The sequence below is a fragment of the Azospirillum formosense genome (assembly GCF_040500525.1).
Classification (GTDB): domain Bacteria; phylum Pseudomonadota; class Alphaproteobacteria; order Azospirillales; family Azospirillaceae; genus Azospirillum; species Azospirillum formosense_A.
This window is the reverse complement of the sequence record NZ_CP159403.1, coordinates 649,915-675,899: the sequence shown is the minus strand read 5'-3', so window position 1 is coordinate 675,899 and position 25,985 is coordinate 649,915. Positions and strand designations below refer to the sequence as shown.

Annotated in this window: 28 protein-coding genes; 9 read left to right on the top strand and 19 right to left on the bottom strand. The window is 69.6% G+C overall.

The genetic code is table 11. The features are described from left to right. Positions 1-3: 3 nt before the first annotated feature. From ABVN73_RS16240 to ABVN73_RS16225, 4 genes are all read right to left on the bottom strand, one after another. Positions 4-711 carry a sugar phosphate nucleotidyltransferase gene (locus tag ABVN73_RS16240; RefSeq protein ID WP_353860657.1) on the bottom strand — a complete coding sequence of 236 codons (708 nt, stop codon included), beginning with the start codon at positions 709-711 and terminating at the stop codon, positions 4-6. 164 nt (positions 712-875) lie between these two features. Further along, complete coding sequence (locus ABVN73_RS16235; protein ID WP_353860656.1) at positions 876-1,427, bottom strand: GNAT family N-acetyltransferase; 552 nt, start codon at positions 1,425-1,427, stop codon at positions 876-878. A 29-nt stretch (positions 1,428-1,456) separates the two neighbouring features. Next, positions 1,457-2,215, bottom strand: coding sequence for an SDR family oxidoreductase (locus ABVN73_RS16230; RefSeq protein ID WP_353860655.1), 759 nt, complete (start codon positions 2,213-2,215; stop codon positions 1,457-1,459). Beyond that, entirely contained in the window at positions 2,212-3,339 is a 1,128-nt protein-coding gene (locus tag ABVN73_RS16225) for an SRPBCC family protein (RefSeq protein ID WP_353860654.1), read from the bottom strand. Before ABVN73_RS16225 ends, ABVN73_RS16230 begins: the two co-directional genes overlap by 4 nt. A 118-nt stretch (positions 3,340-3,457) precedes the next feature. Here ABVN73_RS16225 and ABVN73_RS16220 point away from each other — a divergent pair, with 118 nt between their 5' ends. Further along, positions 3,458-4,540, top strand: coding sequence for a ketoacyl-ACP synthase III (locus ABVN73_RS16220; RefSeq protein WP_353860653.1), 1,083 nt, complete (start codon positions 3,458-3,460; stop codon positions 4,538-4,540). 11 nt (positions 4,541-4,551) lie between these two features. Further along, the gene (locus ABVN73_RS16215; protein ID WP_353860652.1) at positions 4,552-5,322 is read left to right on the top strand and encodes an SDR family oxidoreductase; all 771 of its coding nucleotides are present in this window, start codon (positions 4,552-4,554) and stop codon (positions 5,320-5,322) included. Here ABVN73_RS16215 and pseG read toward each other — a convergent pair. The 4 genes from pseG to ABVN73_RS16195 form a co-directional block, all read right to left on the bottom strand. Beyond that, positions 5,309-6,352 (bottom strand): UDP-2,4-diacetamido-2,4,6-trideoxy-beta-L-altropyranose hydrolase, encoded by a 1,044-nt coding sequence (gene pseG / locus ABVN73_RS16210; protein ID WP_353860651.1) that lies wholly within the window; start codon positions 6,350-6,352, stop codon positions 5,309-5,311. The two genes, ABVN73_RS16215 and pseG, sit on opposite strands and share 14 nt — an antisense overlap. A 17-nt stretch (positions 6,353-6,369) precedes the next feature. Continuing rightward, positions 6,370-7,044, bottom strand: coding sequence for a hypothetical protein (locus ABVN73_RS16205; protein WP_353860650.1), 675 nt, complete (start codon positions 7,042-7,044; stop codon positions 6,370-6,372). 87 nt (positions 7,045-7,131) lie between these two features. Next, positions 7,132-8,139 (bottom strand): cytochrome d ubiquinol oxidase subunit II, encoded by a 1,008-nt coding sequence (gene cydB / locus ABVN73_RS16200; RefSeq protein ID WP_353860649.1) that lies wholly within the window; start codon positions 8,137-8,139, stop codon positions 7,132-7,134. Positions 8,140-8,144: 5 nt separating this feature from the next. Continuing rightward, positions 8,145-9,554 (bottom strand): cytochrome ubiquinol oxidase subunit I, encoded by a 1,410-nt coding sequence (locus ABVN73_RS16195; RefSeq protein ID WP_353860648.1) that lies wholly within the window; start codon positions 9,552-9,554, stop codon positions 8,145-8,147. A 299-nt stretch (positions 9,555-9,853) separates the two neighbouring features. On the opposite strand from ABVN73_RS16195, the gene rpoH reads away from it, so the two are divergent. Then, positions 9,854-10,753, top strand: coding sequence for an RNA polymerase sigma factor RpoH (gene rpoH, locus ABVN73_RS16190; protein WP_353860647.1), 900 nt, complete (start codon positions 9,854-9,856; stop codon positions 10,751-10,753). Between the two features lie 25 nt (positions 10,754-10,778). Here rpoH and ABVN73_RS16185 read toward each other — a convergent pair whose 3' ends face one another. From ABVN73_RS16185 to ABVN73_RS16165, 5 genes are all read right to left on the bottom strand, one after another. Continuing rightward, a complete protein-coding gene (locus ABVN73_RS16185) occupies positions 10,779-11,540 on the bottom strand; it encodes a hypothetical protein (RefSeq protein ID WP_353860646.1) in 762 nt (253 codons plus the stop codon). Positions 11,541-11,621: 81 nt separating this feature from the next. Beyond that, complete coding sequence (locus ABVN73_RS16180; protein ID WP_353860645.1) at positions 11,622-12,287, bottom strand: ABC-type transport auxiliary lipoprotein family protein; 666 nt, start codon at positions 12,285-12,287, stop codon at positions 11,622-11,624. Next, the gene (locus tag ABVN73_RS16175) at positions 12,284-13,243 is read right to left on the bottom strand and encodes an MlaD family protein (protein ID WP_353860644.1); all 960 of its coding nucleotides are present in this window, start codon (positions 13,241-13,243) and stop codon (positions 12,284-12,286) included. Before ABVN73_RS16175 ends, ABVN73_RS16180 begins: the two co-directional genes overlap by 4 nt. Before the next feature lie 9 nt (positions 13,244-13,252). Beyond that, positions 13,253-14,050, bottom strand: a complete 798-nt coding sequence (locus ABVN73_RS16170) for an ABC transporter ATP-binding protein (RefSeq protein ID WP_353860643.1) — start codon at positions 14,048-14,050, stop codon at positions 13,253-13,255. Between the two features lie 6 nt (positions 14,051-14,056). Beyond that, positions 14,057-15,193 (bottom strand): MlaE family lipid ABC transporter permease subunit, encoded by a 1,137-nt coding sequence (locus ABVN73_RS16165; protein WP_353860642.1) that lies wholly within the window; start codon positions 15,191-15,193, stop codon positions 14,057-14,059. A gap of 199 nt (positions 15,194-15,392) precedes the next feature. Between ABVN73_RS16165 and ABVN73_RS16160 the strand changes: the two genes are divergently transcribed. Beyond that, positions 15,393-15,908: an adenine phosphoribosyltransferase gene (locus ABVN73_RS16160; protein WP_035678983.1), complete on the top strand. Its 516-nt coding sequence runs from the start codon at positions 15,393-15,395 to the stop codon at positions 15,906-15,908. Positions 15,909-16,166: 258 nt separating this feature from the next. After that, on the top strand, positions 16,167-17,840 hold the full coding sequence (locus tag ABVN73_RS16155; protein WP_353860641.1) for a CocE/NonD family hydrolase: 1,674 nt from the start codon (positions 16,167-16,169) through the stop codon (positions 17,838-17,840). Positions 17,841-17,853: 13 nt separating this feature from the next. On the opposite strand, the gene ABVN73_RS16150 is transcribed toward ABVN73_RS16155, so the two are convergent. After that, entirely contained in the window at positions 17,854-18,660 is an 807-nt protein-coding gene (locus tag ABVN73_RS16150) for a Fic family protein (protein ID WP_353860640.1), read from the bottom strand. A gap of 220 nt (positions 18,661-18,880) precedes the next feature. On the opposite strand from ABVN73_RS16150, the gene ABVN73_RS16145 reads away from it, so the two are divergent. Continuing rightward, positions 18,881-19,303 carry a bacteriohemerythrin gene (locus tag ABVN73_RS16145; protein WP_353860639.1) on the top strand — a complete coding sequence of 141 codons (423 nt, stop codon included), beginning with the start codon at positions 18,881-18,883 and terminating at the stop codon, positions 19,301-19,303. 69 nt (positions 19,304-19,372) lie between these two features. Here ABVN73_RS16145 and ABVN73_RS16140 read toward each other — a convergent pair whose 3' ends face one another. Together ABVN73_RS16140 and ABVN73_RS16135 are read right to left on the bottom strand one after the other, a co-directional pair. Then, positions 19,373-20,017: a BON domain-containing protein gene (locus tag ABVN73_RS16140; RefSeq protein WP_353860638.1), complete on the bottom strand. Its 645-nt coding sequence runs from the start codon at positions 20,015-20,017 to the stop codon at positions 19,373-19,375. A gap of 207 nt (positions 20,018-20,224) precedes the next feature. Next, positions 20,225-20,701: a CYTH domain-containing protein gene (locus tag ABVN73_RS16135; RefSeq protein ID WP_353860637.1), complete on the bottom strand. Its 477-nt coding sequence runs from the start codon at positions 20,699-20,701 to the stop codon at positions 20,225-20,227. Between the two features lie 199 nt (positions 20,702-20,900). Between ABVN73_RS16135 and ABVN73_RS16130 the strand changes: the two genes are divergently transcribed. Further along, the gene (locus tag ABVN73_RS16130; protein WP_353860636.1) at positions 20,901-21,137 is read left to right on the top strand and encodes a hypothetical protein; all 237 of its coding nucleotides are present in this window, start codon (positions 20,901-20,903) and stop codon (positions 21,135-21,137) included. Positions 21,138-21,203: 66 nt separating this feature from the next. Here ABVN73_RS16130 and ABVN73_RS16125 read toward each other — a convergent pair whose 3' ends face one another. Continuing rightward, positions 21,204-21,362 carry a DUF3309 family protein gene (locus ABVN73_RS16125; RefSeq protein WP_014198602.1) on the bottom strand — a complete coding sequence of 53 codons (159 nt, stop codon included), beginning with the start codon at positions 21,360-21,362 and terminating at the stop codon, positions 21,204-21,206. 153 nt (positions 21,363-21,515) lie between these two features. After that, positions 21,516-23,207, bottom strand: coding sequence for a CorA family divalent cation transporter (locus tag ABVN73_RS16120; protein ID WP_353860635.1), 1,692 nt, complete (start codon positions 23,205-23,207; stop codon positions 21,516-21,518). 202 nt (positions 23,208-23,409) lie between these two features. Between ABVN73_RS16120 and ABVN73_RS16115 the strand changes: the two genes are divergently transcribed. Both ABVN73_RS16115 and ABVN73_RS16110 read left to right on the top strand, forming a co-directional pair. Beyond that, on the top strand, positions 23,410-24,087 hold the full coding sequence (locus ABVN73_RS16115; protein ID WP_353860634.1) for a hypothetical protein: 678 nt from the start codon (positions 23,410-23,412) through the stop codon (positions 24,085-24,087). Positions 24,088-24,273: 186 nt separating this feature from the next. Then, the gene (locus tag ABVN73_RS16110) at positions 24,274-25,038 is read left to right on the top strand and encodes a metallophosphoesterase (RefSeq protein ID WP_353860633.1); all 765 of its coding nucleotides are present in this window, start codon (positions 24,274-24,276) and stop codon (positions 25,036-25,038) included. 3 nt (positions 25,039-25,041) lie between these two features. Here ABVN73_RS16110 and ABVN73_RS16105 read toward each other — a convergent pair whose 3' ends face one another. Further along, a complete protein-coding gene (locus tag ABVN73_RS16105) occupies positions 25,042-25,947 on the bottom strand; it encodes a LysR family transcriptional regulator (protein ID WP_353860632.1) in 906 nt (301 codons plus the stop codon). Positions 25,948-25,985: the final 38 nt, after the last annotated feature.

The window sequence follows — 25,985 nt, the reverse complement described above, 5'->3', positions numbered from 1 at the left end:
CGCTCAGGTCTCGCGGCCGCCGATCACGCTGGCGGCGACCGCCAGACTCTCCGGCGTGCCCATGTCGATGAAGCGGGCCTTGGCGATGTGGCCGTGCAGGGTGCCCGGCGGCATCGTGTGCAGCACGTCGCGGGTCAGCGAACTGGCCCCGGAGGCCGCGATGCGGTCGAGAAAGGCCGCGGAGAAGAGATAGACCCCGGCGTTGATGACGCCGCGCCCCGGCGCCTTGTCGAGGAACCGGCGGACCCGGCTGTCCGGCCCGACCTCGACCCGGCCGAATCGGGCGGCGTCCTCGACCTCGACGCACAGCACCGACGCCTCCGCTCCCGACAGGCGGTGCGAGGCGACGAAGGCGCGCAGGTCGGCGTCGAGGAAGGTGTCGCCGCTCATCACCAGGACGGTGCCGGCCTTCAGGTCCTTGCGGATGTAGGCGAGCGCCGCGGCGGAGCCCATCTGGCTCGGCTCGATCTGGCAGACGACGTCCAGCGACCGGTTGGTGTCGCCCTGCGCCAGCCACGCCGTGACCCGGTCGGCCAGATGGCCCAGGCACAGCACCACCCGGCGCGCGCCGTAGGCGGCCAGATGGTCCAGCAGATGTCCCAGAAAGGCGCGGCCCGCGATGGGCGCCAGCACCTTGGGCGTGTCGCCCGCGACGCCCCGCATGCGCGAGCCGAGACCGCCGGCGAGCAGCGTGACGTCGATGTCCGTCAAGGCTTCCTCAGGCCGCACCGTGCTTCCCCTCATGCTCCCGGCGCCGCAGCGCCGCCCCCACCCCCGCCGCATACCGCGTCGGCGGTGGATTGGTCAAACATTCGGTGGGGGTGACGGCGAACTTTCCCGGCCGACCGCCCAACGTAAGCCCCCCGCCGCATGGCCTATTCCGCGAAGGCCGCCAGCGTGGTTTCGCGCGGAAAGATATGGGGGTGCCCCTCCCAATCGCTCCGCAGAGTCTCGAACACATGGACGTCGTGGAAACGGCCATATTTGTGGACATGCTGACGCAGCACCCCGACCTCGCGTGCCTTCACAACCCTCTGGATGCGGATGACCGTGTCGTTGCCCTCCATGAAATAGTTGAAGAGCTTGTTCATCCCCAGTCCGTAGAAGCAAAAGTCCATGATGAAGCAGTGCAGGAAGCCGGCAAGCCGCCGCCGGTCCTTCTCCTCCACGATGTACGAGCCGGAGGAGCAGCGCAGATGCACCCGGTCGATGTCATAGTAGGAAAGATAGCCGACCGGGCGGCCCTCATGCTCGATGATGAAATGGCGGAAGTCCGCGCGGGCGTCCATCGCGGCCAGCCACGCGCGCTGCCGCCCGACGTCCGGGTTCTCCAGGTCGGTGAACATGAAGCGGGTGATCGACGGCTCGGTGCGCCAGCGCAGCAGCATCGCGGCATCGTCGGCCGTCGGTCGGCGGAAGCGGAACATGGACCCCTACCCTTCGAACGCGTGCGGCGTCATGTCGCCAGATAACCGCCGTCCACCGGCAGCATCACCCCGTTGATCCAGCCGCTCGCCGGCGACAGCAGGAAGGCGATGGCCGAGGCCACGTCCTCCGGCTTGCCGAAGCCCATGGGATGGGCAGCGCGGATCGCCTCGAACTGCTCCGCCGTGGTGGTGCGGCGGAAGCGCTCCATCATCTCCGTCTCGACCATCGCCGGGGCGACGCAGTTGACGCGGATGCCGTCGCGCAGGAACTCCATGGCGAGCCCGCGGGTGGCCGAGACCAGCCCGCCCTTGGCCGCCGAATAGACCACGTTGCCCGGCTGCCCGATCTCCGCCGCGACGGAGGACACCAGCACCAGCGCCGCCGGCTCGGCGTGGCAGCCCTTCTGCCGCAGCCCGCGGGCCAGCGCCAGCGCGCTCAGCAGGTTGGCGTGCAGGATGCCGTCGAAGAAGGCGCGGTCGACGCCGCGCACCGGCTTGCCGATCTGCACCCCGGCGCAATGGGCCAGACCGGCGATGGGGCCGCCGGCCTCCGCCTGCGCCTTGACCCAGCCGGGGATGGCGTCGCTGTCCGACAGGTCGAAGGCGGCCGTCCGGTGCCCCTCCCCCGGCAACAGCGCCAGCGTCTCGTCCAGCCGCCCGCCGTCGCGCCCGTTCAGGGTGACGCGCGCTCCCAGCGCCGCGGCCAGCAGCGCCGTCGCCCGCCCGATCCCGGCCGACGCGCCGGTGACCAGGATGTGCCGTCCGGTGAGATCGACGAGCGGGCTCATACGACGTCCATGCGGGCGAGCCACGCCCGGTGGAAGGCCGCGATGCGCTCCTCGCAGGAGCCGAGAAGGGCCGGCGTCCGGGCCTGCTTCAGACCCTTGTGGGTTGATTCGGCCACGCGCTGGTCCTCGCCCAGGATGGTGCGGTTGAAGCTGGAGACGTTGGCCTCCACCGCCTTGCGGGCGGCCCCGCCCTTGGTCTGCGGCTTGGACGTCTCGCCGAGGAACAGGCGGAAATGCAGGTCGCAGCGGTCCGGCCCGACGGGGTCGTAGGTCTGGACACTCATCAGCGCGCCGTGCGAGACGCCGATGGCCAGGTTCGGGAAGATCAGATAGTGGTCGTAGCTTTCCAGCCGGTCGCTGCGCGGCAGCCCCATTTTCTGGGCCACCCCTTCCCACCAGCGCGCCGAGCCGTCGGACAGCTGGCTGACTCCCCGCGAGTGCTCGCCCTCGTAGGAGCAGATCCACACCTTCTTCACGTAGCCCTTGAAGGTCTCCGGGTGGGTGGCGTCGACGTGGTAGACCTCCAGCGCGCTTTCCAGCGCCGCCTTCCAATTGGCGTTCCAGGGCAGCACGCCCTCGTCGACGCGGTCGGTGAACAGGTCCGACAGATGGTCGAGGACGGGACCATAAGCGCCCAGCTGCTCGTCCAGCCCCGCTCCGGCCGGCTCCAGCCGGACGAAGACGAAGCGGCCCCGCGCCGCCACCTCGAAGCGCCGCAGGGCGAGGCGCTTCTTCGCCGCGTCGTCCAGGCCGAAATGCTCGCGGTTGCCGGGGATGCCGACCGGAACGCCGTCGCGGTTGAAGACCCAGCCGTGATAGGGGCAGACCGGCTTGCCGTTGCCGCAGGGCCGCAGGTGGATCAGCGAATAGCGGTGGGTGCAGACGTTGTGAAAGGCCCGCAGCTCGCCGTCGAAGTTCTGGACCAGCACCGAGGTGCCGGCGATGTCGGCGGTGATGAAGTCGTTGTCGTTGCGCAGGTCGTCCGTAAATCCAACGAACATCCAGCAACGGCGGAAGATTCGCGCCGCCTCTTCGGCGTGATTGGCCTCGCCGGAGTAACGTTGCGGCGGGATCACCATGTCGGGCGGGGGCGAAAGCCGGCTTTGCTGAACCCGGTCATCCATGGCTGATCCCATTTATCGGTTCGTTAATCATTCGACCCTAGCGTTCTTTCGGTTAATAGTCTCCGAATTCGCCCAAGTCCAGGACGGACGGAAGGGCGGCGGAGGGAGGGAGCATCCGGTGAAGGCCATCATCGAGGGCGTGCGCATCGCGGGATTCCGGGCCGCCGTGCCGCCGCACCGCCATTCCTTCCTGGAGGACCATTCCCTCTTCACGGCGGAGGAGGCGGAAAAGCTGTTCGCCACCACCGGCGTGTACGAGCGGCGCATCGCCCCGCCGCACATCTGCGCGTCGGACATGTGCGTAGCGGCGGCCGAAGGGCTGCTTGCCCAGCTCGGCTGGGACCCGGCCAGCGTCGACGTGCTGGTCTTCGTGTCGCAGGACCCCGACTACAACGTCCCGGCGACCTCCTGCATCATGCAGAAGCGGCTCGGGCTGGCGACGGGGGCGGCCTGCTTCGACGTCAACCTCGGCTGCTCCGGCTTCGTCTACGGGTTGTGGATGGCCGGGCGGCTGCTCGGCGGATCGACGGGCCGGCGGGCCATCGTGCTGTGCGGCGACACCAGCTCGCGCCACCTCGTGCCGGGCGACCGCTCCACCCTGCCGCTGTTCGGCGACGCGGGCGGGGCCGTGGCGCTGGAGGTCAGCCAGGGGGCCACGCCGATCCACGTCGTCGTCGGCACCGACGGCGGCGGCGCCCGGAACATCTGGGTCAAGGCCGGCGGGCGCCGCAACTCGCTGGTGCCGGGCCGCGAGCCCTGGCCGGCGGAGAAGCAGGAGCGCATGTTCACCGACTCCCGCCTGGCGCTGAACGGGGCGGAGGTCTTCGCCTTCACGCTGCGGGCCGTTCCGCCGCTGGTCCGCGAGACGCTGGAGTTCGCGGGCGTGGGCGTGGAGGACATCGACCTCTGCGTGATGCACCAGGCCAACGCCTTCATGCTGGAGCATCTGCGCAAGAAGACCAAGTTCCCGCCGGAAAAATTCCTCGTGGACATGCACGATTTCGGCAACACCAGCTCCGCCTCCATCCCGCTGGCGGTCAGCCACCGGCTGGGCGAGGCGCTGTCCACCGGCACGCGCAAGATGCTGCTGGCCGGCTTCGGCGTCGGCTGGTCCTGGGGCGCCGTGGTCGCCGACGTCGGGCCGATCCCCGCCCCGGCGGTGCAGGAGATCCCCGACGACTTCCCCCTGCTGTCCCCCTGAGCCGCCGGACCATGCGCAACCCGCTCGACCTCACGGGACGGCGCCTGCTGGTGACCGGAGCCTCGTCCGACAGCGACATCGGGCGCGAGGTCTGCCGGACGCTGGCCGGGCTGGGCGCCGCCCTCACGCTGGTCGGCCGACGCGCCGAGGCTCTGGAGGCCACCCGCGCCCTGCTGGACGCGCCGGAGCGGCACGGCATCGCCCCCTTCGACCTGACCGACCTCGACGCCGTTCCCGGCTGGATGAAGGGGCTGGCGGAGGCGGGCGGCCCCTTTTCCGGGCTGGTCCATTCCGCGTCGGAGCAGGGCTATTCCGTGCTGCGGCAGATCAACCGGACGCAGTTCGACCGCTATTTCACGCTGAACGTCGGGGCGTCGCTGATGCTCGCGCGCGGCTTCCACCAGAAGGGCGTCGTCGCGCCGGGCGGCGGGTCGATCGTCTATGTCGGGTCGGTCGCCGGGCTGAAGGGCCAGAAGGGCCGCTCGCTCTACGCCGCGAGCAAGGCGGCGCTGGTCTCGGTGGCGCAATCGCTGGCGCTGGAACTGGCCGACAAACGCATCCGCGTCAACGTGGTCGCCCCGGCGGTGGTGCTGGGCGCCAAGGCGGAGAAGCAGTTCGCCATGCTGCCGGCGGAGCAGAACGCCGCTCTGGCCGCCGCCCATCCGCTGGGCTACGGCGCGCCGCAGGACGTGGCCGACGCCGTGGCCTATCTGCTGGCCGACAGCGGCCGCTGGGTGACCGGGACCGTGCTGTCCGTGGACGGCGGCTTCACCGCGGGATGACGGCCTCCGCCAGCGCCCGCGCGATGCGCAGGGCGCCCTGGCCATCGACGATCCCCACCAGCTTGGCCGCCATGGTCCGCCGCCGCGCCGGATCGGCCCAAAGCTCCAGCGCCACGTCGGCGATCCGCTCCGCAGCGCCGTCGGTCTGTCCGGGCACCAGGACGCACCAGCCCAGAGCCTCCGACTGGCGGGCGGCCTCCAACTGGTTGTCGGCGATGGTGACCAGGACGGCGGGCGTGCCGATGGCGGCCAACTCGCCGGTCGTCGTGCCCGCCGCCGAGACGGCCAGCCCGGCCCGCGCCATCAGGTGCCCCATGCGCGGCGTGTCGCGGTGCAGCCGCACGCTGTCTTTGAAACGCCCAGCCGCAGCCTCCACCGCCGCCGCATCGCGGACCGCCCCGCCGACCGCCACATCCAGCCGGACGCCGGGCGGCAGGCGGGGGGCGAGGCGTTCGATCACCGGAGCCGTCAGCCCCAGCGGGTCGGAGCCGCCGAAGGTCACCAGCAGGCCGCGGCGCCCCTCCAGCGGCGGCTTGGCCGCCGCCGCGACCTCCCGCACCTCCCGCCGCAGCGGGGCGTATTCCGGGCCAAGCAGCAGCCGGGCGTCCGGGTTGCCCTTGCGGTAGGGCAGAGACGCGGCGTCCGGCGCGGCGTTGACGATCAGCCCGGCGTGGACCGGCTCCCCCGTCCCTGCGTCGTCGAAGGCCAGGATGCACAGCCCCGTCTCGGCCAGTCCGGCCCGCCAGCCTTCCGAAAAGCCGTAGCCGTCCAGCACGATGGCGGAAGCGCCGGATTCCGCCGCGATGGCGCGGGTCGCGGCGAGATCGGCGGCGCCGCCGACCGCCGCGTCGATCCGGTGAACCGCCATGCCGGACGAGCGCAGGCGGTCCTCCAAGGCCGACGGCAGGCTTGCCGCGGCGAACCGCGCGTCGCCGCCCAGCTCCTGCACGGCCTCCGCCACCGCGAGGCAACGCATGACGTGTCCGGCCCCGATGGACGAGCCGGCGTCGGCGCGGAACAGCACCCGCACGGGCAGTCTTCCGGCGCTCAATGCAGGGTCGGCGCGTTCGGTCCGGTGGGGCGCAGCCGGGAGCGGGCCGAGGACAGGCAGAAGGCGTGCCAGTAGAGCGCGACCAGGGCGCCCGGCAGGCTGTCCAGCTCGTGCCCCGGCAGGGCGGTGATCCCCGCCGCGTGGGCCATGGCGGCGTTGGCGGCGTTGACGCTGTGCTGCGCCGCCGGACCGATCAGCGCCAGCGTCTCGCCCAGCGCGCGGGCGTCGAGACGCAGGGTCGCCGGGGCGACGGTCACCTGGGCGGCGCCGTCGCGCAGACGCCCGATGGCGATGTAGGCCTCCAGAAGATCCGGCCGGTCCTCGGGCCGGATCACCGCGGCGACCACGCGGTTGCCGGTCAGCGGGCCGGTGCCGTCGAACTCGAACACCACGGCGCGCTCGGCCTGCCGGGCCTCGGCCAGGGCGGCGGCGCGCTCCCCCGCGGAGACTCCGGCCAGCCGCATCGCCTCCTCGAACATCTCCGGACGCCCGCCGCCCTCGGCGTGGACAACCAGCGGCGCGTCCATCGTCGCGGCGATGGCGAGACGGCGCGCCATGATGTTCACCGCCTCCTCCGCCGAGTCCTCCGGCATCGTGTCCTGCAGCAGCTCCGCGCCCTTGCGCAGCATCACCTCGGCGAAGCTGATGTCCGGGGCGGTGTCTGGGGTCATGGCGCGGTCTCCGTCGAAAGGGGTCGGCTGTTGTACGCCAGCGTCACGCGGGTTCTCAATGGTCGCCGCCATCAATGACAATCGCCATCAATGATAACCGATGGCCCCCGTCACCTTGCCGCGGAAAACCCAATAGCTGTAGGCGGTGTAGATCAGGATCGTCGGGATCAGGAAGGCCATGCCGATCAGCAGGAAGACCTGGGTCTCCGGTGGGGCAGCCGCCTGCCAGATGGTGATGCCCGGCGGGATCAGCACCGGCCACAGGCTGATCGCCAGACCTAGATAGGACAGGGCGAACAGCCCCATGGCGAAGGCGAAGGGCAGCACCTCCCGCCCCTCGTCCAGCGCGCGCCACAGGCCGAAGGCCAGGAAGCCGACCATCAGCGGCACCGGGGACAGCAGCAGGATGTTGGGAACCGAGAACCAGCGCGCGGCGATGGAGGCGTCCAGAAAGGGCGTCCACAGGCTGACCGCCGCGACCAGAACCAGCACGACGATGAGGAGCCGCCGCGCCACGCGGAAGCACCAGTCCTGCAGGATGCCGATGGTCCGCCAGATCAGCCAGGTGCTTCCCAGCAGCGCGTAGCCGGCGATCAGGGCCACGCCGCAGAACAGGCTGAAGGGAGTCAGCCAGTCCAGCATGGTCCCGGCGAAGTTGCGCCCCTCGACCTCGATCCCCTGGATGAAGGAGCCGAGGACCACCCCCTGCGCGAAGGTGGCGAGCAGCGAGCCCAGGAAGAAGGCCTTGTTCCACAGATGGCGGCTGCTCCGCGCCTTGAAGCGGAACTCGAAGGCGACTCCGCGGAAGACCAGCGCGATCAGCATCACCAGCAGCGGCAGATACATGGCCGGCAGGACAACGGCGTAGGCGATGGGAAAGGCCGCGAACAGCCCCGCCCCGCCGAGGATCAGCCACGTCTCGTTGAAGTCCCAGACCGGCGCCACGGAGTTCATCATGACGTCCCGCGCCTCCTCGCTGGGGGCGAAGGGGTAGAGGATTCCGATGCCGAGGTCGAAGCCGTCCATCAGCACATACATGAAGACGGCGAAACCGACGATGGCGACCCAGGCGAGGGTCAGCAGGCTGCCTTCCATGGACGTCACTCCGCGGGTTCGATGGATTCGCCGGGCACCGACAGGGGCCGCTTCGGCTGGTGACCCTGAGCCACCGCCGGAATCTCCAGATCCTCGTCGTTCAGCCGCGCCGGCCCGATGGTCAGCAGCCGGAACAGGTAGTAGGTCCCGGCCCCGTAGATGACCGTGTAGACCACCATGAAGACGATCAGCGAGGTCAGCACCGCGCCGCCGGTCAGGGCGGGGGTCACCGCGTCCGCCGTGCGGATCATCCCGTAGACCACCCAGGGCTGGCGCCCGATCTCGGTGGTGAACCAGCCGGCGAGGATGGCGATGAAGCCCAGCGGCATGCAGCCGACCAGAAGCTTGTGGAACCAGTTCGGGCTGTAGAGCCTCCCCCGCACCCGCTGCACCAGATGGATCAGCGCCACCGTCAGCATGACCACGCCGATGGCCACCATGATGCGGAAGGTCCAGAACAGGATTTCCGGGTTGGGACGGTCCGCCACCGGGAAGTTCTTCAGGCCCGGGACCACCCCGTCCCACTCGTGGGTCAGGATAAGGCTCGACAGCGCGGGGATGGCGATTTCCGCGTGGTTGGTCTCGGCCTCGTTGTCGGGGATGGCGAACAGGATCAGCGGCGCCCGTGCCCCGCCCTCCCAATGGCCCTCCATCGCGGCGATCTTGGCCGGCTGGTGCTCCAGCGTGTTCAGCCCGTGCAGGTCGCCGAGGAAGATCTGCAACGGCGCCAGGATGGTGATGAGGGCCAGCGACATGCTGAGCCCGACCCGCGCGTGTTCCAGGAAGCGGTTGCGCAGCAGGTAGAAGGCGCTGATGCCGGCCACCACGAATCCGGTGGTCAGGAACATCGCGGTCAGCATGTGGGCCAGCCGGTAGGGGAAGGAGGGGTTGAAGACCACCGCCCACCAATCGGTGACGAAGAACCGCCCGTCGCGCAGTTCCGCCCCCGCCGGGGTGTGCATCCAGCTGTTCGCCGACAAAATCCAGAAGGAGGACAGCACCGTGCCGGTGGCCACCAGCACGGCCGCCAGGAAATGGATGCCCCGCGGCACGCGGTCCCGCCCGAACAGCAAAATGCCGAGGAAAGCGGCTTCCAGGAAGAAGGCGGTCACCACCTCGTACTGGATCAGCGGACCCAGCACGTTGCCCACGATGTCGGACCAGCGGCTCCAGTTGGTGCCGAACTGGTAGGTCATCACGATTCCCGAGACCACGCCCATGCCGAAGGAGATGGCGAAGATCCGCGTCCAGAATTCCGACAGGCTGCGATACAGAGCCTTGCCGGTGATCAGCCAACGCGCCTCCAGAACCGCGATCCAGCAGGCCAGCCCCACCGTAAAAGATGGGAAAAGAATGTGAAAAGAAATCACGAAAGCGAACTGGATTCGTGACAGAAGCAGCGGATCGAGGTCCATGGCCGCGGTCCTCCGTTGGCGGTCACAGGGCCGATTCCAGGCGGCCCAACCGACCCCCAACGCGGCCTGTCCCGGGGAGTTCCCGTTTTCCGGCTGCGGATACTTTCTTTCCCCCGACCCCTTGAACCGCGGCGGCGACCTCTTATTTCTAAGCTCTTGCCGACATCCACACAGTCACGGCCGGCCCTGGGCCACAGCCGATCACACCCCGCTCCGATGGCCCCGCCGGCCAGCCGGGCCGGGGGGCATCGGTCCATTGCAGGGTGTTTCCCGAGGATGCCGGAATCAGGAGAAGCTCTTTGACGGAACTGGCAGTTTCTGGCGAACCCCTCACCCTCTTTCTAAAAGAAACCCGCAAGTACGACTACCTCACCCCCGAGCAGGAACGCGACCTCGCCATCCGCTGGCGGGAGCGGCAGGACCGCCGCGCCCTCGACAAGCTGATCGGCAGCCACCTCCGGCTCGTTTTCAAAATGGCCCGCGGCTATCAGGGCTACGGTCTGCCGCTGTCCGACCTGATCGCCGAGGGCAACGTCGGCGTCATGCAGGCGGCGCAGAAGTTCGACCCGGACAAGGGTTTCCGCTTCGCCACCTACGCGTCCTGGTGGATCCGGGCGGCGATCCAGGAGTATGTGCTGCACAACTGGTCGCTGGTGAAGATCGGCACCACGGCGGCCCAGAAGAAGCTGTTCTTCAGCCTGCGCCGGCTGAAGGCGCAGCTTCAGGACGCCGAGAACGGCACCTTCGGCGGCGACCTGTCGCCGGAGGCGGTGGAGAGCATTGCGACGACGCTGGACGTCTCCCAGGCCGACGTGATCGAGATGAACCGCCGTTTGGGCACCGACCGCTCGCTGAACGCCACGCTCGCCGAGGACGGCGACAGCGAATGGCTGGACCTGCTCGCCGACGAGAGCCCCGATCAGGAGGCGATCCTGGCCGGTGCGCAGGAGCGCAAGCGCCGCCAGCATTTCCTCAAGCTGGGGCTGGGCGTCCTGGATGACCGCGAGCGTCAGATCTTGGTGGCCCGCCGCCTGCGCGACGAGCCGCTGACCCTGGAGGAGCTGAGCCAGCACTTCCACGTCTCGCGCGAGCGCGTGCGCCAGCTCGAGGTGCGCGCCTTCGAGAAGGTCCAGAAGGCGGTGATGGCCCAGGCCCGGCAGGTTCCGGGAAGCACGGGCAAGGCGCTGCTGCCGGTTTGACCGGCGGCGGCTTCCGCGCGGCGCGTTACGGCGTGACGAAGCGCGGCGGTTCCGGCAGCACGGAGGACCGCCGCCGCACGCCGCGCAACGCGTGATCCACCGCGGCGATCTGCTCCTCCACCGAGATCAAAATCTGCGACGTCACCTCCAGCGACCGGTCCTCATAGACCCAGCCGTCCGGATGACGGTCGCTCCAGGCGGAGACCGTCCGGTCGCGCTCCTGCAACAGGCTGAGAATCTGTGGCCGGAACAGCCGCATCATGGCGGTGATCCAGCGGTTCGCCGGCCAGGACGGCCGGGCGTGGTCCACCGTGAAGCTGTCGAGCATGCGGATCACGTCGTCGGCCGCGTACCAGGTCTCCCCGGTCACCCAACGGTTCGTCGTGAACAGGCGCACCGGCTGGCCCGCCACGTCCATGGCGATCCCCACCAGATGGGACAGCGCGTCGTTCGGGTTGTCCGGTTCCTCGTAATCGCGCAGCCGCACCGGCTCCATGCCCGGCGGCATGCCCAGCGGGCGCAGGAAGGTGTGGAAGTGCCCGTGCTCGCCGTCGGGCCGCTCGTCCTCGGGGTGGCAGTGGTAATAATACTGGGCGTGGTATTCGGCGTCGTAGACGTCGCCCGGCGGATAGTGCCGCCATTCGTAGAGCGTGCCGTGCCCGCGCAGCAGTTCCCCCACCACCGTGTCGCCGGTCTTGGCGAGCACCCGCTGGCACAGCCGGACCTCCCGCGCGGCCTCCGACATCGCCTGCAATTCGTCGCGCGAAAGCTCCGAAAGCTCCATCATCGGATGCTCTGCCCCGTCAGCCCCAGCCCATCCCACATCCCTATTACGTATGAGGCTTTGTACGCATAGCAAGCGCTTTCCTCAACGGACGCCAGCCGTACCCGAACGGCCGGCGTCGGCGCGAAACACCGCCTCGCCCCGCCGCAGGGTCCAGTCCACCAGCGCGCCCTCCACCTGACCGAGCGCCGTGTTGAAGGCGGCGATCACGTCGCTGAAGTCCGACCCGCGCACCGGGACCACGGCGTCGAAGGTCTCGCCCGCCTCGATGGTCCGCTGGGGCATGGCGACCAGCTTGGCCGACAGCCGCACCCGCACCCGGTCCGGAGCCGTGGCGCTGGCGTCGCTGAATTCCGCCTGGAAGTCGCGCAATTCGGTCTTCAGCAGGAAGTCGGAGCGCAAGCCCGCGGAATCCCGCCCGACCGAGACGATCCGCCGGCTGTCCTCAAAGGACTGGACGATCAGACCCTGCACCATGTTCGGCGCCCGGTCGGCCCAGGACACCCCGGCGAAGTAGTCGAGGGCGGTGGCGGAGCGGGTGACCGCGATGCGCGGCGTGTCGATTCCCGCGCTGGCCGCCGGCGGCTCCACCAGCAATTGCCAGCGCACCGGCGGCAACCCGGACTCCTCCACGGTTCCCGGCGTCAGCGTGTAGAGGCTGGGCGCGGTGGGGTTCAGCGCCGCGCAGCCGGTCAACAGGCCGACCGACAGCAGCGCCGCCCCCAACCCCTTCATCAAACGGCTCATCATCGTCCACGCACCTCCACGCCCTGGCGGGTTCCGCCGAACAGGAAGTTCGACGGGTCGTTCTCGATCCGCGTGACGACGCGGGACAATTGTCCCGACAGGTCGCGCAACTGCGAGATCAGCAAGGTCATCTCGTACAGCCCGCCGCCGGTGAAGTCGCGGATCGCCCCGCGGTTCTCGCCGATCATCGCGTTGAGCTGGTTGGCGGTCTTGTTCAGCGATCCGGCCAGCGTGTGCAGGTCGCCGGTCAGCGTCTTGGTGCCGCTCTCCACCGCGGCCAGCGTGCGCTGCGCCTGCTCCATCGTCTGGCCGAGCTGCGGCCCGACCGTCTCGAAGCCCTGGAGCGTCCGGTTGGCCTGGGCGAGCGTGCCGTCCAGCCCCTGGCTGGCGCGGGCCAGTTCGCCGGTCAGCGTGCGCGTGTTGGCCAGGATCTCGGCGATGGCCGCCTGGTTCTGCGGCGTCAGCAGGTCGGCCACCCGGTTGGTCAGGTCCAGTGCGCGGTTGAGAAGCTGCGGCGCGGCGTCGACGAACACCGTCAGCGAGGACGGACGCGATGGGATCACCGGGATGCCGCCGTCATGGGCGGTGCGCAGAAGCTCGCTCATCTCCGTGCCGCCGGAAATCTGGACATAGGCGCCGCCGGTGATCCCCTGCACCTCCAGCGAGGCGATGGAATCGGTCTTGATCGGCGTGCCTTCCTGCACCTCGATCCGCACGCGCACGCGGCTGACGTCGTTGGGGTCCAGGCGGATGTCGGTCGCCGTGCCCACGGGAATGCCGCGGTAGCGCACCGGGCTGCCCTCCTGAAGGCCGGTCACCGAGCCGGTGAAGTAGATGTAATAGGGCTGGCGCGTCTCCTCGAGCTGGATCTTGGCGACCCAGACCGTGAAGACGAAGAGGCCGGCGAGCAAGGCCAACACGAAGCTGCCCACGAGGATGTAGCTGGTGCGGGTTTCCATGGCGTCCGGTCAGCTTTCTGCATGGCGCGCGGCGCGGCCGCGCGGTCCGTGGAAATAGTCGTGAATCCAGGGATGCGGGTCGCGGAGATGCTCCTCCAGCGTGCCCACGCGAATCTTCTTGTCCACCAGGACGGCGATGCGGTCGCAGATGGAGGTCAGGCTGTCCAGATCGTGGGTGACCATGAAGACGGTCAGCCCCAGGCTGCGCTGAAGGTTGCGGATGAGCTGGTCGAAGGCGGCGGCGCCGATCGGGTCCAGCCCGGCGGTCGGCTCGTCCAGGAACAGGATGTCGGGGTCGAGGGCCAGCGCGCGGGCCAGCCCGGCGCGCTTGATCATGCCGCCCGACAGCTCCGACGGGAACTTCGCCCCGGCGTTGGACGGCAGGCCGGACATGGCGATCTTCACCCGCGCGATCTCCGCCGACAACGCCGCCGAGAGGTCGGTGTGCTCGCGCAGCGGGACCATGACGTTCTGCGCCACGGTCATCGAGCTGAACAGCGCGCCGTTCTGGAACAGCACGCCGGTGCGCGCCTGGAGCGCCACCCGCTCGCGCTCCGGCAGGTCGGCGGTGTCGCGGCCCAGCAGCTCGATCCGGCCGTCCGCCGGGCGGATCAGGCCGAGGATCTCCTTGAGCAGGACCGACTTGCCCGTGCCGGAGCCGCCGACCACGCCCAGCACCTCGCCCCGCCGCACGTCGAGGTCGAGCCCGTCATGGACCACCTGCGGGCCGAAGCGCGTGACCAGCCCGCGCACGCGGATCACCACGTCCTGGGCACCGGTCCGCTGGTCATCGTCGAAAGGCGCCACGGTCCCTCACAGCCTGAGGAAGGAGAACAGGACGGAGAACACCGCGTCCAGGACGATCACCAGGAAGATGGACTCCACCACCGACTTGGTCGTCAGCGTGCCCACGCTCTCGGCGCTGCCGGAAACCTTCAGCCCCTCGTAGCAGCCGACCATGGCGATCACCAGCGCGAAGACCGGCGCCTTCACCAGTCCAACCAGGAAATGCGGCAGCGTGACGGCGCCGTGAAGCTGGCGGATGAACTGCCCGAAGGTGATGTCCAGCGTCGCGTAGCTCATCACGGCACCGCCGAACAGGCCCATGATGTCGGCGTAGAAGGCGAGCAGCGGCAGGGTGATCATCAGGGCCAGCGCGCGCGGCACCACCAGAAGCTCCACCACGTCCAGGCCCAGCGTGCTGATGGCGTCCACCTCCTGGTTCACCTTCATGGTGCCGATCTGCGCGGTGAAGGCGGAGCCGGAGCGCCCGGCCACGATGATCGCGGTCATCAGGATGCCGATCTCGCGCAGGATCGACACGCCCAGCAGATTGACCACGAACAGCTCCGCCCCGAAGCGGCGGAGCTGGTCCGCCCCCTGGAAGGCCAGCACCACGCCGATCAGGAAGGACAGCAGCCCGAGGATCGGCAGGGCGTTCAGCCCGGTCTGCTCGATGTGGAACATCACCGAGCGGAAGCGCAGCCGGCGCGGGTTGACGATCAGCCGCCCGAAGGTGATCGCGATGAGGCCGAGGAAGGACAGCAGGTCCCGCCCCTCGCGCAGCCCGTCGACGGCGGTGCGACCGGTGCGCTCCAGCATGTCGAGGATGGGGTGGTGCGTCTCCGCCCGCTCGACCGGCGGGGGGCCGACCTCGCGCACGGCCTCGAACAGGGCGGCGTGCTCCGGGCGGATGGCGGCCAGATCGACGCCGTGGCCCGCCGCCTTCAGCCGGTCGGACAGGGCGGACAGCAGATAGGCGCCGACCGTGTCCATGGCGTCCAGCCGCGACAGGTCGAGGCTGACCGCCCCGCCGCCGTCCAGCGCGAAGCCGTCGAGCGTGCCCGAGAGCCCGCCCGCGGCCTTCAGGTCCCAATGGCCGAGAGCCGTCAGCCGCCACTCACCGTCGCCGGCGCGCGACGATTCCAACCACGCCCTTTCGCGCGCCATGCCCCGTCCTGCCCTTCCCTTCCGGTGCCGTCCTGCGGCGATGCTCATGCTTATGGGGAGGAACTTGGCCGCAAGCCCCCCCGATGGTCAACCTCAAGCCGGGGAAAAACAGCCGCACAGCGGTGGTTTGCACGCGGACCGCCGCCCCGATAGTATGGCGCCGCCGTTGCACAGGAACCTTTTCACCATGCCGAACCCCATCGATCTGAAGAACCACATCCGCGGCATCGCCGACTTCCCCAAACCCGGCATCCTCTTCTACGACATCTCCCCGCTGCTGGCTCACGCCGAGGCGTGGAAGGAGGCCGTGGACCAGCTGGCCGAGGCTCTGCGCCCGCACAAGCCGGAACTGCTGGTGGGCATCGAATCCCGCGGCTTCCTGATCGCCGCCCCGCTGGCCCTGGCGCTCGGCACCGGCTTCATCATGGTGCGCAAGCACGGCAAGCTGCCCGGCGACAAGGTCGCCCATTCCTACGACCTGGAATACGGCACGGACACCATCGAGGTTCAGGCCGACGCGGTGAAGCCCGGCCAGCGCGTGGTCGTCCTGGACGACCTGCTGGCGACCGGCGGCACCATGGCCGCGGCGATCAGCCTGCTGCGCCGCGTCGGCGCCGACGTCCGCGCCGCCGCCTTCCTGGTCGAGCTGACCTTCCTCAACGGCCGCGACAAGCTGGACGTGCCCAGCGTCTCGCTGATGAGCTACGATTCGTAAAAACGCCTTACGGAGAGGCGTCTGCCCATCGTTTAAGCACCCTCTCCCGCCCCAGGAGAGGGTGGCGCCGAAGGCGCCGGGTGAGGGTCGCCCGAGGATCAGACACCAACCTGTTGCCCGTACCCTCACCCTTCCCGCGCGTTGCGCGGGCCCCTTCCCTCTCCCGGGGCGGGAGAGGGAACATCGCGACGGCCATCCGTCGGTCATGGCACAGCGCTTGCGATGGTTGCCGGTCACTGTTGCTCGGCACGGCGCTCCATGACCCATATGGCCCCGGTGATTCTCGAACAGCCGCCCCTCCTGGCCGTCCGGCCACCCGAAACCGTCTCCATGCGGACGCGCGACGGTGTGCGGCTGGACGCCGACCTCTACCGGCCCGACGGTGTCGGTCCCTGGCCGCTCCTTCTGCTGCGTGTGGACTGCGGGCGGCGGACGGCGATGACCAGCCATTATGCGCACCCGCGGTGGTACGCCGCGCGGGGCTATGTCGTCGTCGTGCAGGACGTGCGCGGTCGCGGCACGTCGGAGGGCCGCTTCCGCCCCTTCGAGGCGGAGCGCGAGGACGGCGCCGACGCGGTGGCCTGGGCGGCGACCCTGCCCGGTTCCAACGGCACGGTCGGCATGTACGGCAGCGGCTACGCCGGGATGGCGCAGCTCCTGGCCCTGGCCGAGCGGCCTCCCGCTCTGCGCGCCGTGGTTCCGGCACTGGCCGGTTGGGACGTCTTCACCGATTGGGCGACGGAGGGCGGCGCCTTCCGGCTGGCCGACGCGATGGGCTGGGCGCTGCACTGCGCGGCGGAATCCGCCCGCCGGCTGGAGGATGGCGCCGCCTACCGCGCGCTCCTTGAGGCGATCCGCAGCCTGCCGCTGGACGACGAAATCCCCTCCCGCCCACGGGTGCTGCGGGACTATGCGCGCCATTGCCATTACGACGACTGGCTGACCACGCCGGGACCGGGGGGAAGCTGGGACGCGCTGTCGCCACGCCACGCCCTGTCCGCCGGCGGAGGCGAGGTTTCCGTGCTGCAGATCGGCGGCTGGTACGATCCGCGCCTGACCGGCACCCTGGCGGCGCACGAGGCGCTGTCCGCCGGCGGCGACGGCACCGTCCGCCTGCTGGTCGGCCCGTGGGACCGCCGCGGCGTCGCCGCCCATCCCGGCCCTGACGGTGTGAGGCCGACCGACCTGCCGACCTTCGACGCCCTCCAGCTCGGCTGGTTCGAGCGCTTTCTGAAAGGAGAGATGAACGGAGCGGAGCGCGGCGGCCCGATCCGCCTGTTCGACGTTCTGGAACGCCGCTGGCGCGACCTGCCGGACCTGCCGCCCGCCGCGCAGCCGCTGCATCTGGCCGGCGACGGCCTCGCCACGCGGCACGGCGGCGCCCTGCGCGAGGGGGCGCCGGACGAGGCGTTCCTCGACGTGCTGGTCCACGACCCGCGCGACCCGGTGCCCACCGTGGGCGGCCACGCGGTGCCCGACGCCGGCCCGCGCGACCGCGCCGCCATCGACGCCCGTCCCGACGTCGCGGTCTACGACACGGCCCCGCTCGCGGCGCCGCTGACGCTGTCCGGCCTCGCCGCCTTGGAAATCTGGGTGGAGGCCGACGCGCCGTCCTTCGACGTCAGCGCCGTCCTGTCGGCCGCGTTGCCCGACGGGCGCGTCCTGCCGCTCAGCCAGGGGTACGCGCGGGTGGAGCCGGGCGGCGAGCAGCGCCCCATGCCGGTGGCCCTGCGCGCCCTCTGCGCGACGCTGCCGGCCGGCGCCGTGCTGCGCCTCAGCCTCGCCGGGTCCTGCTTCCCGGCCTATCCCATCAATCCGGGCACCGGGGCGGAGCCGGGCGAAACCCGGCTGGTCGATGCGCAGCCGATCACCCTGCTGATCCACGGCGGCGGCGCGCGCCCGTCGCGCCTGCTGCTGCCGGCCCGCGGCTGACCGTCAGATCCCGTCAGGGGCGCCGGCCATAGCCCTCGTCATGGTCGCCGCCGAAGCCGTGCTCATCCTCGTCGGCCGGCTCGAAATCACGGAGAGCGCGGGCGGCGCTGCGCAGGCACAGGTTCAGGCTGCGGTCGAGAAGACGCATCATCAGGTCGCGGAACGGCGTCTTGTCGCCCAGCGACCAGGCGCGCTCGACCATCGCGGCGTACATCTCCCGATCCTCGTCCGTGACCACCACCGGCGGGAAGCCTGCGCGGTTCAGGATCAGGTTGCACAGCAGGAGCGCGGTCGCGGCGTTGCCCTGGAAGAAGGGGCGGACGCTCATCAGCCGGTGATGCGCCTCGAAGGCGGCTTCCGGCCCCGGTTCCGTCCGGCGCAGCCAGCCGGACAGCGCCGACATCGACACCCGGACCTTCGCCGGATCGGGGGAGGCGCCGGCGTCCTCCTTGAGCGCGCCGTCCCGGTAGCGCCCGGCGTTGGCGTCGATCCCCTGGTACAGCACGCCGTGGAAGGCCGCGATGGTGCGCTCCGTCACCACCCCGCCGCCCTGGAAGGACAGGCGGGCCATCAGTTCCAGCGCGGCGCGGTGGTTGAGCACGAGGCGCTGCGGGTCGGCCGGGCGGCTGCGCAGCACCGCGCCGCGGTCCAGCACCATGCGGATGTCGTCCGGGGACAGCTCCACCCCCTCGACGAGGAGGCAGGCGGTGGTCAGGCCGCGCTCGAAGCGGTCGGCCAGATCACGGACCACCGTCAGCGGCATCGGCCGGGCGTCGTCCAGAACCCGCTTCTTTTCCAGAATATCGTCCAGCAGCGCCATCGTCCCGAACTCCGCAGATCCCTGGCATTTTCATAATGCCTGGACGGCGCGCGGGGAAGCACATCCTTTGCCGGCCCACAAGGTCAACAGGGTGCGGCGCAACCTCCGGCCTGCGGTTTTTTGCCGCTTGTGCCGCCGCGGTTGCCGGTTTTAACATCGCAACACAAGATTTCCGCTCCCCTATACTCGGCTGACCCGGCCCTCTGGAAGGATTGATCCGATGCAACATGTTGCCTGGGATAAATCGATGAGCGTCGGCGTCGAAATTCTCGACGACGACCACAGAAAATTGCTCGACATGTTCAACCATCTACTCAAGGCCGGCATCGCGGAGAAGGACCGCTCCAGCCTGTCCGGGCTGCTGGGGGGCTTGCAGGAGTACACGACCGTGCATTTCGCCCGGGAGGAGGCGCTGATGGAGCGGCAGGGCTATCCCGGCCTCGACGCCCACCGGGCCGCCCACCGCTACTTCATCGACGAGGTGCGCAAACTGACGCTGGACGATGACGACAGCAACGAGATGATGCTGCGCATCGACCTGATCCTGCTCCTGAAGGAATGGTTCATCGAACACATCCAATCGGTGGACAGACAATACAGCCCCTTCATGGCCGACGAGGCCGGCGCCACCACCGCCCATTGAGCGCACGCGCGAACACCCCCGCTCCGGTCGGTGCGGGGGCGTTCCGCCGGCGCCTTGGACGCGGCACGCTCAGAAGGCCATGGTGCCGCCCGGTTCACGAAGGCGCAGGTTGTTCTGGACGTGACGGACGCCCGAGATGGCGTCGGCCAGATCCTCCGCGCGGCGCTTCGCCATGCGGTCGTCCACCGTGCCGTCCAGCGTGACCTCGCCCCCCGACACGGAGACCGAAATGTCGGTGGCGTCGAGATAGGGGTCCTCGGTCAGCCGGTCGTTCAGATCATCGCGAATCCGCTCGTCCGAGCGGGTGTAGCCCCGTGGACCGCGCCCCCGGAACTGGGCGCGCCGCTCGTCCTCCTGGCGGCGGCGTTCGGCATCGTCGTTGCCGAACCAGGAGGCCACCTCGTCACCCGCCTGCTCCCAGAAGTTGCGTTCCCGCGCCATGCCGATGGGCTCGTCGCGATAGCGCTCCTCCCGCAACCGATCGTCCCGCACCCGGTCGTCGCGATGCCATCCGCGTTCGGCGTGGCCCCAGTCGCTGCCCCAGCGGCGGCTGGGATCGCGTCCGCCGGAACCGCCGCTTTCGTAGTCACTCCGGGGATAATCGCCTGCGCCGTAGGCGCCACGCCCAAATTCGTTGCGCTCGCGGACGTCGCGGCGGTCGTCCTCGTCCACGTTGCGGGCCTCGTCCTTCCATCGGTTCTCGTAGTGAGCCATCGTGCCAGACTCCCGTTCGCCGTTGCCCGCCGCCCGTCCGGACGGCCTTTTTTCAACAGGACGGCGCTGGGCTGCGTTCCCCTTTCGGGGCATCGCCGGAGATTCCGCACAATCTGGCACGCGGATTGCTGCGCTGCACACAGTCATCCACGCAGCCTTGGCCCCGGTCCTCCCTTCGGACCGGGGCTTCTTTTTCCGAAAGACGGGTCAGGCCGCGCTGACCCAGTGACGGATCGGGCTGCGCGACAGGGCGGAGTTGCTGTAGGCCGCCCGGTGCGTGATCTCCGCCCCCACCCAGACGGGAAGCGGAACGATCTGGTCGGGATGGGACAATTCGATCTCGGCAATGACCAGACCGGCGTTCTCGCCGCCGAAGACGTCGACTTCCCAGCAGAGACCATGATGATGGACGAGGTAGCGGGTCTTCTCGATCAGGCCGCCACGGCAACTGTGGCGCAACAGACCCAGGGCGAGATCGAGGGGAAGCGGACGCTCGACCTCTTCGCGGCACAGACCGCGGCGGGGGCCTTTGACGGTCAGCGTGGCGTCCGGCCCCGCCACCCGGACCCGCACCGTCCGGCCGTCGTCGGAGGGCAGATAGCCCTGGACGATGGACAGGCCGTTTCGGCACAGGGGACGGACGTCTCTCCGCACCAGAAAGCGCCGTTCGATCTCAACCGCCATGATACCGGCCTTTCGGCATATCGGACGCCGCTGAGGATAATCGTCCGCCACGCCGCGGCGCAACCATGCCTCATACGCTTGAAGTCCATTCCTGCGTTGCGGTATTACCATTTGGACACATCACCGAACAAGCGCCGACGACGCGGCTCCCTCCGCTCCGTGGTGGGAGCGGCAACCCGTTCTGGGGTAGCATGCCGCCATGGCACACAATCTTGCACCCTGGCTGATCCTGTTCGCCTTGTACGGCGCGCCTCTTCTCCACGTGATGCTGTCGCGGCGCGGCGGCCCGTGGCGTCCGCCGCCCGGCACGCGCTGTCCCTTCGGCCCGCGGGCCGGCTGGGTGGTGATGGTGCTGATCCTGGGGCCGATCGGCTGGCTGATGTTCGTGATGCGGAACGGGCGCCGTTCCCGTCCCGGCCGCAGCCCCGGAGCGTGATGCCCAAGGGCCGATGGCGGAACGGGAACGGCGCCCGTGCCTCGGTGAGCCGGCAGGGCTTGCCCGTCAGATCCGGCCCATCAGAAGAAGCACGATCAGAACGAGCAGCAGCACGCCGAGAATGCCGCTGGGGCCATAGCCCCAACCGCGGCTGTGCGGCCAAGCCGGAACCGCACCGATTAGAACGAGAATCAAAATGATGAGCAGAATGGTGCCGATGCTCATGGCGTCCTCCCAAATGTGGAGCTTTCGCTGAGAAGAACGCGAGCTTGACCGTCAGGTTCCGGCTTCACGCCTGTTCTTTGGCGCCGGCCCTCTCCATTCGTGGCAATGGCGCCCTATCCTTCCGGTCTTGCTCGAAGTCCGGCTTTCATCGGTTCACGGGGGCGGTTCGGCGCGGCGACTCGGGCGCTCCCAGACCTTCGCCAGCAGCGCCAGCTTGCTCCGCCCCGGCAGCCGCTCGTCCGACAGGGCCTCCAAGAAGTCGGCCAGCCGCTTGGACCGCATCACGCTGTAGGCGATCAGCCCGATCGTCACCAGCAGGACGAGCAGGAAGAACAAAATACGCGTCGGCAACGGGTCGTCGGCCATGGCGAGCAGGTTCATGCCGAGGAAGCTGGTGACCAGCGTGCCGATGGTGCTGACCACCGTCACCACGGTCAGCCGCAGCACCGTGTTGGCCTGCCGCCGCAACCCGTCGCTGTCGAGATAATCGGACATGTCCTGGACCTCGTCCCGCACCTCGGCGTAGAGGCGGTCGGTGCCGAGATGCCCGGCCCACAGACGGAACAGGTCGCGCAGCGGTCCCTGGATCGACAGCTCATGGAACCAGTAGCGGTGCGTGAAGCGCAGGAAGATCTCGAACATCTGCCGGATGTCGCGCTTGAACCGCTTCACCGACTCCACGGCCCCAATGTCGAGCTGGCTGACCGCCAGCACCAGCCGGTCGGACAGCATCACCAGTGCCGCCCGGTGGAAATGCACGACCAGCCCGAGCAGGAAGTACTGGTGCCGGAACTGGCCGAGCAGCCCGGTTTCCGGGTCGGTGAAGAAGGCGTCGCCCTCCGGCCCCACGATGACCAGCGAATGGCCGCAGCACAGGATGCGGCTGCGCGTCCAGGCGCCGGGCGCCCGCGGGTCCCAATAACGGTCGTAGCAATAGCGTTGCTCGAATCCCTCCAGAAAGGCCGGGGCGAAGGGCATCGATTCCCCCGCTCCAGGCCCCGATCCAGGCCCCGGCCCCGCTCCCGGCCCGGGTGACGTGGCGAAGCCCAGCCGCACCCAGTCCGCCCGCTCCAGCCGTTCCGGCTCGTCCAGCGACAGATAGGCCATGGCCGGCATCCGCTGGTATTCGAGCTGGCGGTAGCGCAACAGCCCGATCTCCTCCGAATGGTGGTGGACCAGCGGGCGCAGAAGGAACAGCCAATGGGCGGCGATGCGCGGCGCCCGGTGACGGCACACGAAGGACAGATAGTCCGCCTTCCGCTCATAGTCGGAGACGGCGAGCACGGCGCCGTCGGCCCCGATCCATTCGACGCGGTGCGGGCATTGCGCGGCGGCGCCGTCGGCCTCCCAGGCGGGCGGGTAGGTGCGGCCCAGCCGGAACAGCGTGTTCTGCACGCGGTCCAGCGGCAAGTCTTCGCCGAACAGCTCCACGACCAGGATCGCCACGTCGACGTCGTGGAAGAAATGCAGATCGACATGCGCGATGGCGAAGCGCAACGGCGCCTGCCCACGCCGCAGGGTGACCGTCAGCGCCGCCACGTCGCGCCGCCGGAAGACGCGGATCGGCGAGCCGCCATAGCCGGGCCGGTGGTCGCGCGATTCCCCCTCGCCATAGAGGAAACGCTGCACATAGGGCAGGAAGGAGACGAACTCGCTGTAATGGCGCTCGCTGAACTGCCCGGGGTCCCGGGTGAATTCGTCCTCCACCTCCTGCCAGGGGCAGTCCGGTCCGCCCAGCCACTCCCAGTGGTTCTGGATCTGCGCGCCCGCCTTCAGCGGCATCAACTGCACCGGCCACAGCAGGATCTCGCGAAACCGGCGCACGCGGATCGGGCTTTCGTCCATGGCGCCCCTCCCCCTTGTCCTTCTTTTCCCACATCCTAACAGAGTTCGGACCGGCGAGAACGCGGCACCAAGGTTGAGGCCCCATTGGGAATGGCCGGGCGCCCGCGCCATCCCCACCGCACCGGACCATTAACCAGGACGAAAGCACGGCCCTGGTAGCGTCCCCCGTTCAGACCATGCGCCGGAGGAGGGTTTGTTGCCGATGACGCGCCGGATCGGGCTGTTCCTGCTGGTGGCCGGGCTGGGAACCGCCACACCCGCCCTGGCTGTGGAAGCCCCTGTCTCCGATCCCGTCTGCGCCGGTGAGGGCAGCGGGCAGCGCTGCACCGTGTCCGCCGTCCAGCCCTTCGCCGACAACCGCGGCGGCCTCGGCGAGCTGAGCATCAGCGCGGTGCGCGACGCGGTCTGCACCTCCCTCTACATCGTGTTCGACGAGCCCATCGCGTTGGCCCACCCCGTCACCCTGGCGGTGGACGGCGCCCCGCCGCAGCGCTTCTACACGCCGCGCCAGCTTGACGACCTCGCCGACGCGCTCGACGAGGGGCCGCAGGCCGGTGCCGCGCCGGAGGCGGCTCCGCCCGAATTCACCCGCTTCCTGGCCCAGGTGGCCGAGGGCGCCATTGCCGACGAGGACGCCGGAACGGAGATGCTGAGCCGTTTCGCCGCGATCAAGGAACCACGGCGCATCGGCCTGACCTGCGGCCCGATGGAGCGCCTGATGCCGCTGATCCGCGCCGACCGTCGGCTGCGGCTGGAGTTCCAGAAGCAGGCCAGCGGCGTGACCCAGGTCTATCACTGGCCGCGGCTCGACCGGCGGACCGTGGAGTTCCGGCTCGGCGGCCTGCTGGAGGCGCTGGACCGCGCCATGCCCGGCTCCTGAGTTCACCCTACGGGGTAACCATTCCGGCCGCTTGACGTCACCCGCTCTTTCCAGTCCGACTCGCCCCATGTGGATGAATTCGGCGAAGGCGGTCCGGGCAAGCGACGGTCCGACTTGAGAGCGCGCGCCGTCATCCCCATCCTGACAAGGCAGGACCCACCCATCGAGGACGGAGGAGAGCGGAGCGTGTTCGGCTTTGCGCGCAAACTGTGGTCGGACCCGGAACCCGTCGCGAGCCATGTGCCGCGGGGCGTGCGCGTCTACGCGGTGGGCGACATCCACGGCCGGCTGGATCTGCTGGACCAACTGCTGGCGCAGATCGACCGCGACGCGGCGAGCGGCGCCGACCTCGTCAAGTATCTGGTCTTTCTCGGCGACTATGTGGACCGCGGGCCGGATTCCGCGATGGTCATCGAACGGCTGTGCCGAGAGCCCCTGCCCGGCTTCGGCGCCATCCACCTGCGCGGCAACCACGAGGCCGCGATGATGGACTTCATCGAAAAGCCGGAAGCCGGGCCGGACTGGCTGGAGTATGGCGGGCGGGCGACGCTCGCCAGCTACGGCGTTCCGGCCCCCGTCGAGGACGCCCCGCCGGAGCATGTCGACGAAGCCCGCCAACGCTTCGCCGCCGCCCTGCCGCCCCATCACCGGGCCTTTCTGGCGGGCCTGCGCTCCAGCGTCGCCATCGGCGACTATCTGTTCGTCCATGCCGGCATCCGCCCCGGCCTGCCGCTGCACCGCCAGCGCGACGAGGACCTGCTGTGGATCCGGCGGGAGTTCCTGACTTCCCACCTCGACCACGGCAAGCTCGTCGTGCATGGCCACACCATCGTCGAGCAGCCGGAGGTCCGCTCCAACCGCATCGGCATCGACACCGGCGCCTACGCCTCCAACCGGCTGACCGCGCTGGTCCTGGAGGGCGGCGAGCGCCGCTTCCTCTGCACCGTGTGACGCCTATGGCGCGGCCTGCCGGCGCCAGTCCTTGAGGAAGTCGAGGAAGGCGCGCAGCGCCGCCGGGGGCTGGCGGCGCGACGGGTAATAGAGGAAGGGGCCGGGGAAGCTCTGGCTCCAGTCCTCCAGAACGGCGACCAGACGACCGGACGCGAGGTGGTCCCGCACATAGCCGTCGAAGGTCATCAGGAAGCCCAGCCCGTCCAGCGCCGCGCGGACCTGGACGCCGACATGGCCGGCGTGGAAGGGGCCGCCCGGCTGGACGCGCACGACGCGCCCGTCCCGCTCGAATTCCCAGGGCGGGTGGGCGCCGCTGGCGTAGACGACGGAAATGGTCGGCTTGCCCAGCAGGTCCTCCGGCTGTTCCGGCACGCCGAACCGCTCCAGCACCGACGGCGCCGCGCACAGCACGAAGCGTTGCGGCGGACCGAGCGGCACCGCGATCATGTCCTGAGCCAGATGTTCCTCGTAGCGCACGCCCGCGTCATAGCCCCGCGCCACGATGTCGATCAGCGCCATGTCCACGGTGATCTCCAACTCCACCTCGGGGAAGCGGCTCAGGAAGGGCGTGACCATCGGGGCCAGCACCAGATCGGCCGCGGGGGCCGGGGCGTTGATGCGCAGCCGCCCCGCCGGGCGCCCCTGGCGCTCCCGCAGGTCGGACAGGGCGCCGGCGACTTCGCCCAGGGCCGGCTCCAACCGGCGGAGAAGCTGTTCCCCGGCCTCCGTGGGGGCGACGCTGCGCGTCGTGCGGTTCAGCAGGCGCACGCCGAGATGCTCCTCCAACTCCCGCATCCGCTGGCTGAGGCTGGACACGGACACGCGCCGCTCCAGCGCCGCGCGGCGGAAGCTGCGGTGGCGGGCCACGGCGGCGAAGGCCTGCAGGTCGCGCAGGTCGGTGTCGTCCATTCCCGGATTCCCATTGTTCGATATGGCGAACAGCCCGT